The organism is Polaromonas sp. P4_H1, from assembly GCF_056400945.1.
This window is the reverse complement of record NZ_JBFUKG010000001.1, coordinates 19195-30341: the sequence shown is the minus strand read 5'-3', so window position 1 is coordinate 30341 and position 11147 is coordinate 19195. Positions and strand designations below refer to the sequence as shown.

The window sequence follows — 11147 nt, the reverse complement described above, 5'->3', positions numbered from 1 at the left end:
CAACCGGGCGCATGTCACGCCGCACGTCACGAGAGGAGCCAATACCTTGGACTACACCGATGTTTACGGGGTTACTTCGAACGGCGAACAGGAGTTGCGCGGTTCGGTCACCACCATTTCACCGCCCGAGGTCGAATTGCTGGTGCGACTTGACGGTGTTTTGACGCTGGCGCAGATTCGGCAGAGCATGAGTGCAGCGGCTCTCGAAACATTCGATGAGACGCTCCGGAATCTGGTCTTCAAGAACCTTGCGGCGGTGGTCCATCCGGATTCCTTTGCCGCGTCGCTGCAGTTCCAGTTCAGTGCCATGGCGTTGACCCAGGCCAACGCTGAAGCCGATGCCTGTGCCGCGTCACTCAAGAACTCCAGCTACTACGTCCGGATTGCGCACAAGCGCGCGGTGCATCCCACGCGTACTCCGGGGCAGCGCTTATCGGCCATTGTTGTGGATGACGACCCGCTTCTGGCCAGTTTCCTGAGCCAGTATCTGATTTTTGAAGGGTTTGATGTGCGAGTCGCCGGGTCCCGTGCCGAGGTCGTGGCCGAGTTTCGTAAACCCCCGAGGCCCGATCTCGTTCTTCTCGATGTGATGCTTCCCGATGCCGATGGCTTTGACATTCTGCTCAGAATGCGTGCGCACCCGGCACTTAAGGATGTGCCCGTCATCATGCTGACTGCCAAGGCAACCCGGGAGTCTGTGTTGAAAGGCCTGGCGGGGGGCGCCAATGGCTATATCACCAAGCCCGTCGAGATCGATTCCCTGCTGGAGGCAGTGCGGACGGTGGTCGGGCAGCAGTGATGCAGGCCCCGGGCGATGGACCGCCTGCCAACCCGTGCATAAATCACTCGGGCAGGGCATGCCGCTGTGGCGTATCCGGCCCGCACGCACCATCACGCTCCCTGGATGAGCCGGTTCGGGGCATCTGCGGTCACCGGCCCCTGGCACATTGAGCCCCAAGACGAGGTCACGAGGTCCAAACCCCAAGCCACCATGAAGCTACCCTTTCGCGCCACTGTCAACCTGGCCCTGTGCATGGGGCTGGCCCTGATCGTCCTGAGTACGGCCGCGTCGTACATCACGATCAATGCATTGATCAGCGATGCACAGCAGGAGACGAAAACCCGGGAAACGGTACAGCTTCTGGAGGAAATCGTTTCCCAGTTCAACACCACGGAGTCCCTGCAGCGGCGCTACCTCCTCACCCATACGGCAAATGACCTGACGGCGTACCGGCAAGGCCGGGCACGGTTGCAACAGGCGCTGCTGCACGTGTCCGGCGCGCAAACGCCAACCGACACGTCGCAGGCGTTGCTTGCGCTGAAAGACCTGATCACCCGGCGGGTTGAACTGATGGAGCAGACCGTCGCGGCCCGGCAGCAGGCGGGGCTGGAGGCTGCCGCGGCCCTGGTCGGCAGTGGCCCGAACCGTCAGCTTCACCAGGAGATTGACGCGTTGGCCCATCGCATCAAAAGCGCTGAAACGCTGGCGCTGGAGCGCTCAAAGGAAGAGACCCGGCAGAGCGCCCAGACCGTCAAGCGGCTGATTTTGTCAGGCGGCGTGCTCTCGCTTGCCGTATTGGCATGGGCCCTCCTGATGATCAGCCGCTTTCAGGCCCAGCGCCGCCTTGTGGAGGCGCGGCTTTCCGACAGCGAAGCCATGAGCCGGGCCGTGACCGAGAGCATGGCAGAAGGGGTGGTGACGGCCACCCCGGAAGGCATTATTGTCGGCGCCAACAGCGCCGCGCGGTCCCTCTTCGGCTACACGCTTGAAGACCTGGTCGGCCGCCAGGTGGCTACTTTGTTGCCGGCGCGCTACCGGGCGAATTTCACCGCATTTTATGAGGCCCTGGCCCGCCGCCCCCGCGATTTCAGGGAGGCCGGCACCGAGGTCCGCGGGGTGCGCCGCGACGGCACCGAATTTCCGGTCCACGTGTCTTTCGGGGACGTCCATGTGGGCGGACAGCGGCTGTTCACGGCCATCATTCGCGACATCACCGAAAGCAAACGGATCAGCCAGGCATTGCGCGACAGCGAAGCGCAGCTGCGCCAGCTCACGGATACCGTTCCCGCGCTGATTGCCTACGTTGACAAAGACCAGCGCCTCCAGTTCCACAACAAGGCCTATGAAGAGGCGTTTGGCCTGTCGCACGAGCAAATTCACCAGAAAACCCTGCTGGAGGTGATGGGGGCGGAGTTTTACGCAGGGGTGAAAGACCACGTCGCGGAAGCGCTTGGGGGCTATTCGGTGCGGTATGAACGCGAGCAGGTGAGCGCTTCCGGCCGGCGCCGCGAATACGTGATGGATTATTTCCCGCGCTATGGCGAGGGCAAGGAGTGGGACCAGGCCATCGGATTTTTCGCGCTGGGCAACGACGTCACCGAGCTCAAGCGCGTTGACCGCATGAAGAGCGAGTTCGTGTCCACCGTCAGCCACGAATTGCGGACCCCCCTCACGTCCATACGCGGCTCGCTGGGACTTGTCTGGGGCGGCGTCACCGGCGAGTTGCCAGAGAAGGCGAAAGCGCTGGTGGGCATTGCCAAAAACAACTGTGAACGGCTCATCCGCCTGATCAACGACATCCTTGACAGCGAAAAAATCGAGTCCGGCAAAATGCGCTTTGAGATGCAGCCGGTGGAACTGGAGCCCCTGATGGAGCAGGTGCTCGCCGCGAACGAGGGTTTTGCAGCCCAGCATCAGGTGAAGCTGGTGCTGCGTGCCGGCCGCCATCCCGTGAGTGTCTACGCGGACAGCGACCGCCTGATTCAGGTGGCGACGAACCTGCTGTCAAACGCCATCAAATTCTCCCCGGCGGAAGGGACGGTGCAGATTCTGCTGCGCGGCGAGGCGGAGCGCGTGCGCGTCGAGATCCGCGACAAGGGCCCCGGCATACCTGAAGAATTTCGAAAACACATTTTCCAGAAGTTTTCCCAGGCCGACGCGTCTGACACGCGGCAGCGGGGCGGAACAGGGCTGGGCCTCAACATTTCCAAAGCCATTGTGGAACGCATGGAGGGAAGCATTGGCTTCACGACGGAGCAGAACGTCGGAACGACTTTCTTTTTCGAATTGCCGCAATGGAAGGAGGCCCCGCCCGTGACGGCCCCGATGAGCCTCTATGCGGTTGCCCGGCCCCGGATTCTGGTGTGCGAGGACGATCCGGATGTCGCGCAGCTGATTGGCATGATGCTGGACAAAGGCGGTTTTGATGCGGATGTGGCCCATACGGCGGCGCAGGCCCGCGACTACCTCAAGATGGAGTCCTATGCGGCCATGACCGTCGACATCAAGCTACCCCATGAAAACGGACTCGACCTGATTGCCGAGCTGCGCAAGGACAAACGCACCGCCGGCCTGCCTGTCGTGGTGTTGTCGGTGACACCGGAGGAGGATCAAGTGCGCGCCGAGCGGCTGTCGCTGGAGATTTCCGACTGGCTGGAAAAGCCGCTCGATGAACAGCACATGCTCGACTGCCTGCGCCGGGCCGTCAGGAGCGGGCGTGCCCGCCAATGGAAGGACTCTCATTGATGGGTGACAATTTCCCTCATCTGAACCCGGGCGCCTTTGACGCGGCCATTGTCGATCTGGATGGAACCATGGTGGACACAGTGGGGGACTTCGTGGCCGCGCTCAACCTGATGCTGGCGGATCTTTCCGGGGAGGGCTTCAAGGCGCGTCCGCTGGATGCCGCCACGGTGGGCCGCATGGTCGGGAAGGGCTCAGAGCATTTGGTCCGCTCAGTATTGAATCACCTTCGGGTCCAGGAAGGTCAGGCATCTCCAGCTATTAATTCAGCAGCCAATTACGATCGGGCCTATGCGGGATATCAACGGCACTATGACCGCATCAGTGGCCTGCATTCGGTGGTTTATCCGGGTGTTCCGGAAGGGCTGCGGGGCTTGCAGCGGGCCGGGCTCAAGCTGGCCTGCGTGACCAACAAGCCGGCGGCCTTTGCGCGCCCGCTGCTCAAGCTCAAGGGGCTGGAGGATTTTTTTGCCGAGGTGTTTGGCGGGGATTCGTTCGAGCGCAAGAAACCTGACCCGCTGCCGCTGCTGAAAACCTGCGAGGCCCTGGGAACCCGACCGGGCCGCACCTTGATGATTGGCGACTCCAGCAATGATGCCCAGGCTGCCCGCGCGGCCGGTTGTCCCGTGGTGCTGGTCACTTACGGCTACAACCACGGCGAGCCGGTGCGTGCCGTGGATGCCGACGGGTTTATCGACTCGCTGGCGCAGTTGCAATGGCAATAGCGATGGCAGCCATGACGGGTGCTGCCTCGGCCTGAACGGGCGCGCCAACAGCGCGTGCCCCCGGCTGTCCTTCGGGCGGGCTATGCGCCTGAACGGGTGGCACATTCTTGGGCATTCTGCCCCTCGTTGAAGCCTTGCTTGATGGAAGCCTCTCCCGGTGCGCGCCATCGACCCCGGAAAGTGGTCAGGGTGGGGTGAAAAGGTTAAAAATCTGTAATCAATGCATTACTTTGTGTTTCGACTACGGGATATTTTTAACATTTTTCCTGTTGCTTCCGACCGCCATCGGGGTTTGCCTTCCCGCATTTGGCTCGTTTTTCACGACTTTATTGTCGAGCTTGCTGCGGCTCGCCTGCTGTAAGCCTCGTCCTACATTCATGGTCTCGTTTCAATCTTTGCGGTACAACGTGGCTTGTAGGAATGCGCCTACAAACAATTTTCTGAAATCCGCAAACTTTGTGGTGCGTGGAAGAAGGCTTGTGACGGTAAAACGAGCACGAAAGCTTCAAATTGGCCGTAGGAGTCTTCCTACAACCTGGCATTTCGCCAATGTCAAAACCACCTTAATGCACGTAGGTGAATTCTTACAAATAGTGTGCGCCAGCACACACAGCTGCCGAGCTTGCGCGAGTCGCTTCACAGTACACCCGCCGCTGTAACAAGCGTGAATTTGCCGACTTGTTCTTTTTTTGTCAGGCCGGCCCCTGGCGCAGGAAGCGCCCACCTGCAAATTGAAGGATTCCCCATGCAAAGACGTGAATTTTCAAAGGCGGCCGTTGCGGCGGCCGCTCTCGGTGGCTTGGGCGTGGCCTCGGCCGGGCGCCCCATCAAGACGATCCCGGGCGGTACCACCACGCCCCCCCCAGCGCCCACGATTTCGGGCGTGCCCATGGGCACCAATCTTTCCGGCATGGAGTGGGCCAAGCCCGGTTTGCGCTTCGGCATGAGCACGGCGCCCAACCTGAACTTCACCGTGCCGCGCGCGCAGGACGTCGCTTACCTGGCGGCCAATGGCTACGCCAAGAACCGCCTGCCCATCCAGTGGGAGTTGTTGCAGCCCATGCTGCCCGGTACCTATGCCAATGCTGCGGCCATCGCTGCCATCGGCAGCCCGGGCGCATTTCATCCGGGTTACGAGTCTTACATCACCGGCGTGCTCGACGCACATGCGGCGGCGGGTACCAAGTGCATCATCGACAACCACAACTACTGCCGCTACCAGGACTTCAAGTACCAGGCTGACGGCTCCGTGATTGGCCTGACGGTCCCGTCGGATCCGCTGATCAGGCCCTACACAACGGACAACACGCAGGTGCGCACGCGGATTTTTGCACTGGCCGCAGGCGCCACGCTCACGCAAGCCCATTTCACGGATTTCTGGACACGTGTTGCGGCCAAGTGGGGCAGCCACCCCGGTTTTGGCGGCTACGGCCTGATGAACGAACCGCACGATATGCCCCAGCCGGGCGGCATCGTTGCGTGGAATGAAGACGCCGTCAAAACCGCCGAAGACCTGACGATCTGGCCGGTCTTTGCGCAGGCCGCCATCAACGCGATTCGCACCATCGACGCTGGCAATCCCATCTATGTTGCCGGGAACCTGTGGGATTCGGCCATGTTTGTCGGAAGCAAAAATCCGGGTTTCCCGCTGATGGGCAGCAACCTCATCTACGAAGTCCACATGTACCTGGATGCCTACAGCAATGGCGCTGCCTTTGACTATGACACCGAAGTGGCCAAGAACTACAGCGCGGGCTTTGGCGTGGGCTCCATCACGGAGTCGACCGGCGCCGACCGCATCAAGATTGCCACGGACTGGGCCAAGGCCAACGGTGTGAAGCTGGCGCTGACCGAAACCGGCATGCCGATCGATGACCTGCGGTGGCAGGCCATGTTCTCCAGGGCCGTCAGCTATGCACGCGCAGCCGGTTGCGAAATCTACAGCTGGATGGGTGGCAACCACTGGCCCATCCGCAATTACGCGATCAACCATGTGCCGGGCTGGCACCAGAACAAGACGCTGGAGCCGTCGGTCTCGGGCCCGATGAAGGCATCCGCCGGGATCGCCAAAGCCGTGCTGTTTGACGACGGCCCAGGTTATGCGCTGGCGGGCACGCCCATCACCATCACGGTCTATGCCCGCGGCAATCTGGCGGCGCCCGTGAGCATTGGGGTGTCCTCGAACAACGGCGGCACGTTCAGCAAAACGGTGCTGACCATTCCCGCCGGCGCGAACGGCCAGGACACATTCACCTACGTGCCCGAGTCCAACCGCATAGCGACGCTGACCTATACCAGCGATGGCCAGCTGTCAGGCCAGGTGCCGCCCCAGCGCAAGATCTATTCGCTCAATGACCCGGTCGCCTATGCAGCCACCAGCCTGCCGGGTGCCGCGATGGCGATCCTCGCAAAATACAACGCCGCCAAATGGGATCTCGCCGACGGGTACACCGACTACCTGCAGGGTGCTCCCGCCGCCGCCGGCGAGCCGGTGCGCGCCATCTCCGACTCCGGCTTTGGCTCCAGCGCCGGCAACGCCCTGGAAATGATCAACTGGGTCAACAAGGCCAATGGTGGAATGGGCACGATGTCGGTGCCCGTGATGCGCGTGACCAACGGCAAAAAGAACTCGGACCATGCGGTCTACAACACCTGGGGCTTCTGGTGCAAGAAGTCGCTCAAGATGCCCGGCATACAGCCCAATCCCAGAAACCGGGTGCCGTACAACCTGGAGGATTCGCACTTTGCCATCGCGGCGGTGAGCGTGCCCGGCCAGTACAACACCGGTGTGTTGTTTCAGGCGTCACAGGCCGAGGCCCGCTTCACGTCAGAGCTCAATTTCACCAACAGCTGCCCTGGCGCGAAATGGGTGGATGCCAGCGGCCAGACCGTGCAACTGGCCAGCTCGACGAAGCTGCCCGTCAATGTGCCCTCCGTGGTGTCCTTCACCTGCGCGCCAGGGTCGCAAAAGCTGCGTGTGAACTCTGCCCTGGTGGCGGGCGCGAGCGCAAGTTTTTCGCCAAGCGCCTTCAACCAGATGCTGATCGGCTGGGGTTACCTCAGCTACTACCCGCGCGATGGCTTCCGGGGAAACATCTATGCCGTCATCAGCGGCAAAGGCGCGCCCACAGCGGAAGAACTGGGCGTGCTGGAGAAATACCTGGCGAGCACCGCGGGCGTCGCGATATAAGCGCAGTGCCTCCAGCTGGCGGGCTGCCGCCGGCTGGAGGCAGGTGGTCTGGCGGCCCGCCCCTGGTGTGCGCAGTCCGATGCACCCTTCAATCGCTTGAGCTTTAGCTTTTACTCAGCAAGGCGTCCTTGAGCCTCCAGTCTGCGGGCTGCGGGCCCAGCCAGATGCGCATCAGGGCATTGAAAAACTCAATTTCCCTGAACGGCTCGCCCTGCTGCTTGCCCTTGACGGTGAGTACGGTGCCCGTGCCGGGGATCCAGTCAATGGTGAAGTTTTCGCCGGGCAGCAGCTTTTTCTGGTCGGCAAAGATCTGGCCCATCCTGATCAGGCCCGGGATCAGCCTGGACATCTCGCCTTTGGGCGTGTTTTCTTCAAAGCCTTTGGTGAATGCCTTGCCGAGCTCGTTGGAGTCAATTTCGCGCAGCAGCGTGATGCTCAGGCGCTTGGGGCCCGGTGCCGCGTACACCTCTTCCGGCGTGGCGGCCTTCTTGCCCAGATACAGGCCCGCCACATACACCTTGAACACCGCCTTGTAGCGGACGCCGGCGCCATTGAGCTGGAGTTTCGTGCCATGCAGGTCCACCGGATCATCCAGTTTGACCCCCGAAATCTCCACCGGCGCGGCCAGCACGCCAAGTGACAGCATCAGCCCGGCCAGGCCGGTGATGCACTGCTTATACAAAGACAAAGGCAAAGACAAAGTCATGAAAGTCTCCAGCGGGGTTAAATAGAACGATCGTTCTTTTTCGTGGGGCTATTTTCAAGCCCGCGACGCGCTGGCGGCTATAGGGTTTGCCAGATGGATGGGGCTACCTGCCGCTGATTAGGGGAGTCTGCCCATTTACCGGAATTTCCCGGACTCTCCGAATTGCCACGATGGCCCTTTCGGTCAGGGTCTTCTTTGCTACACTTTGGGCTACATGTTCATTCATCGCATCATTCAAACAGGTTGTGCAGGCCGGGGAGCCTGGCCCTGGCGTACCTGTCATCTCGCGCACGCCTGAGGCGTACACGTGTCAGCCGTACCGCCTGACCGTGCATTTGCTGCAGTCCCCGCGCCCTCCTGAATTGATGCGCTCGTGCGCCACGCAACGAGCATCCCGGCCCCGGACTTCGGGGCGTTTTGAATGACAGGCGCAGGCGCCCACAACGCGCCGCCCTGATGAAGGACCCACTGTGATTACTGAACTCGAATTTAAAAGCCTGGCCAGCCAGGGCTACAACCGCATTCCGCTCATGCTGGAGGCGTTTGCCGATCTCGAAACCCCGCTGTCGCTCTACCTCAAGCTCGCCAATGCCAAAGACGGGGGCAAGTTCAGCTTCTTGCTGGAGTCGGTGGTGGGTGGCGAGCGTTTTGGCCGCTACAGCTTTATTGGCCTGCCCGCGCGAACGCTGATACGCTGCTCGGGCTTCGGGGCCGACATGCTCACCGAGGTGGTGAAGGACGGCCAGGTCATTGAAACCTCGCGGGACAATCCGCTGGACTTCATCAGCGACTACCAAAAACGGTTCAAGGTCGCGCTTCGGCCCGGCCTGCCGCGCTTTTGCGGCGGGCTGGCCGGTTACTTTGGCTATGACACGGTGCGCTACATCGAGAAAAAACTCGAAGCCTCCTGCCCGCCGGACACGCTGGGCTGCCCCGACATCATGCTGCTGCAGTGCGAAGAACTGGCCGTGATCGACAACCTCTCGGGCAAGCTCTACCTGATCGTGTACGCGGACCCGGCCCAGCCCGAGGCTTATGCCAACGCCAAGAAACGCCTGCGCGAACTCAGGGAGCAGCTCAAATACTCCGTCAGCGCGCCGGTCGTCAAGCCCTCGCAGGGCTATCCGGCCGAGCGGGATTTTGCCAAGGCCGACTACATTGCCGCGGTGGAGCGCGCCAAGCGGCTGATCGAGGCCGGCGATTTCATGCAGGTGCAGGTCGGCCAGCGCATCAAGAAGCGCTACACCGAGTCGCCGCTCTCGCTGTACCGCGCGCTGCGCGCGCTCAACCCCTCGCCCTACATGTATTACTACCACTTCGGTGATTTCCATGTGGTGGGGGCGTCGCCCGAGATTCTGGTGCGGCAGGAGCAGGTTCCCCTGGCGGCGGCCGCCGCGAAGGGCCGCCCCGAGCAAGGCACGGCCCCCTCGGGGGGCAGCGCAGCACACGCAGTGGCAAGCGTGGGGGCCATGTTCGAGCAGAAAATCACCATCCGTCCGCTGGCCGGCACCCGTCCGCGCGCCTCCTCGCCCGAGGCCGACAAGGCGGTCGAGCAGGAGTTGGTCAATGACCCGAAAGAGCGCGCCGAGCACGTGATGCTGATCGACCTGGCGCGCAACGACATCGGCCGCATCGCCAAAACCGGCACTGTCAAGGTGACCGAAGCCTTTGCGGTCGAGCGCTACAGCCATGTGATGCACATCGTGAGCAACGTCGAAGGCGTGCTGCTCGATGGCATGACCAGCATGGATGTGCTCAAGGCGACCTTTCCGGCCGGCACGCTGACCGGCGCGCCCAAGGTGCACGCGATGGAACTGATCGACCAGCTGGAGCCCACCAAGCGCGGCCTGTATGGCGGCGCCTGCGGCTACCTCAGTTATGCGGGCGACATGGACGTGGCCATCGCGATCCGCACCGGCATCATCAAGGACCAGACCCTGTATGTGCAGGCTGCGGCCGGCGTGGTGGCCGACTCGGTCCCCGAGCTGGAATGGAAAGAAACCGAAGCCAAGGCGCGCGCGCTGCTGCGGGCTTCCGAACTGGTTGAGGAGGGTCTGGAATGAGCAAGATAACTGTCCAGCACTGCGACACCATGGCCGACGTGCGCCGGCACATCGATGCGCTCGATGACCGCATCGTGGCCCTGCTGGCCGAGCGCAGCGGCTATGTGGCCCAGGCCGCGCGCATCAAGCAGCGCTCGGACCAGGTCTACGACCAGGCGCGCATCGATTTCATCATCGACCGCGTGCGTGCGCAGGCCAGGCAGGCCGGCGCTCCCGAGGCCGTCATGGAGGCGACCTACCGCGCCATGATTGCCGCGTTTATCGAGTTTGAGCATGGCGAATTCGCGCGCCTGAAAGAAGGGGCAGGATCATGAAACTCCTGATGATCGACAACTACGACAGCTTCACCTACAACATCGTCCAGTACTTTGGTGAGCTGGGCGCCGAGGTTGAAGTCTTTCGCAACGACGAGATCACGCTGGAGGGCATCGCCGCGCGCGCGCCTGATCTCCTGGTGGTTTCGCCGGGGCCTTGCTCGCCGGCCGAGGCCGGCATTTCGGTGGCGGCGATCCAGCACTTCGCCGGCAAGCTGCCCATCCTGGGTGTCTGCCTGGGCCACCAGGCGATAGGCGCGGCCTTCGGCGGCAAGATCATCCGGGCCCAGCAGCTCATGCACGGCAAGACCAGCGTGATCACCACTACGCAAGAGGGTGTGTTTGCCGACCTGCCGGAGCAGTTTGTCGTGAATCGCTACCACTCGCTGGCCATTGAAAAGTCGTCCTGCCCGGACGTGCTGGCTGTCACTGCGTGGACGGACGACGGCGAGATCATGGGCGTGCGCCACAAGGAACTGCCTATTCAAGGCGTGCAGTTCCACCCCGAATCCATCCTGACCGAGCACGGCCATGCGATGCTGAAGAACTTCCTGGTGCAGCGGGCATGACCTCGTCAGCTATATATTTGATAGCTGTTAGTCCCCGTTCTAACTTGGCGAAAGGCT

8 protein-coding genes are annotated in these 11147 nt (G+C 62.0%); 7 read left to right on the top strand and 1 reads right to left on the bottom strand.

The window, feature by feature from the left end:
- The first annotated feature begins 46 nt into the window (after positions 1-46).
- The 4 genes from AC1DS5_RS00140 (at position 47) to AC1DS5_RS00125 (ending at position 7438) form a co-directional block, all read left to right on the top strand.
- Positions 47-799: a response regulator transcription factor gene (locus tag AC1DS5_RS00140; RefSeq protein ID WP_477716221.1), complete on the top strand. Its 753-nt coding sequence runs from the start codon at positions 47-49 to the stop codon at positions 797-799.
- Positions 800-991: 192 nt separating this feature from the next.
- Positions 992-3526: a PAS domain S-box protein gene (locus tag AC1DS5_RS00135; protein ID WP_477716220.1), complete on the top strand. Its 2535-nt coding sequence runs from the start codon at positions 992-994 to the stop codon at positions 3524-3526.
- Positions 3526-4248 carry a phosphoglycolate phosphatase gene (gene gph / locus AC1DS5_RS00130; protein WP_477716219.1) on the top strand — a complete coding sequence of 241 codons (723 nt, stop codon included), beginning with the start codon at positions 3526-3528 and terminating at the stop codon, positions 4246-4248. The genes AC1DS5_RS00135 and gph overlap by 1 nt, the downstream gene beginning before the upstream one ends.
- A gap of 745 nt (positions 4249-4993) precedes the next feature.
- Positions 4994-7438, top strand: a complete 2445-nt coding sequence (locus tag AC1DS5_RS00125) for a glycoside hydrolase family 5 protein (protein WP_477716218.1) — start codon at positions 4994-4996, stop codon at positions 7436-7438.
- A gap of 103 nt (positions 7439-7541) precedes the next feature.
- Here the strand turns inward: AC1DS5_RS00125 and AC1DS5_RS00120 are convergent, their stop codons facing one another.
- Positions 7542-8144 (bottom strand): chalcone isomerase family protein, encoded by a 603-nt coding sequence (locus AC1DS5_RS00120; protein WP_477716217.1) that lies wholly within the window; start codon positions 8142-8144, stop codon positions 7542-7544.
- 470 nt (positions 8145-8614) lie between these two features.
- Here AC1DS5_RS00120 and AC1DS5_RS00115 point away from each other — a divergent pair, with 470 nt between their 5' ends.
- Genes AC1DS5_RS00115 through AC1DS5_RS00105 form a run of 3 tightly spaced genes read left to right on the top strand, consistent with a single transcriptional unit; the run spans position 8615 to position 11090 of the window.
- On the top strand, positions 8615-10207 hold the full coding sequence (locus tag AC1DS5_RS00115; RefSeq protein ID WP_477716216.1) for an anthranilate synthase component I family protein: 1593 nt from the start codon (positions 8615-8617) through the stop codon (positions 10205-10207).
- Positions 10204-10521, top strand: coding sequence for a chorismate mutase (locus AC1DS5_RS00110; RefSeq protein ID WP_477716215.1), 318 nt, complete (start codon positions 10204-10206; stop codon positions 10519-10521). The genes AC1DS5_RS00115 and AC1DS5_RS00110 overlap by 4 nt, the downstream gene beginning before the upstream one ends.
- Positions 10518-11090, top strand: a complete 573-nt coding sequence (locus tag AC1DS5_RS00105; RefSeq protein WP_477716214.1) for an aminodeoxychorismate/anthranilate synthase component II — start codon at positions 10518-10520, stop codon at positions 11088-11090. Before AC1DS5_RS00110 ends, AC1DS5_RS00105 begins: the two co-directional genes overlap by 4 nt.
- Positions 11091-11147 lie beyond the last annotated feature (57 nt).

Coding starts and splice junctions, on each gene's coding strand:
- AC1DS5_RS00135 (WP_477716220.1), top strand. CDS start 992: ATGAAGCTACCCTTTCGCGCCACTGTCAACCTGGCCCTGTGCATGGGG.
- gph (WP_477716219.1), top strand. CDS start 3,526: ATGGGTGACAATTTCCCTCATCTGAACCCGGGCGCCTTTGACGCGGCC.
- AC1DS5_RS00125 (WP_477716218.1), top strand. CDS start 4,994: ATGCAAAGACGTGAATTTTCAAAGGCGGCCGTTGCGGCGGCCGCTCTC.
- AC1DS5_RS00120 (WP_477716217.1), bottom strand. CDS start 8,144: ATGACTTTGTCTTTGCCTTTGTCTTTGTATAAGCAGTGCATCACCGGC.
- AC1DS5_RS00110 (WP_477716215.1), top strand. CDS start 10,204: ATGAGCAAGATAACTGTCCAGCACTGCGACACCATGGCCGACGTGCGC.
- AC1DS5_RS00105 (WP_477716214.1), top strand. CDS start 10,518: ATGAAACTCCTGATGATCGACAACTACGACAGCTTCACCTACAACATC.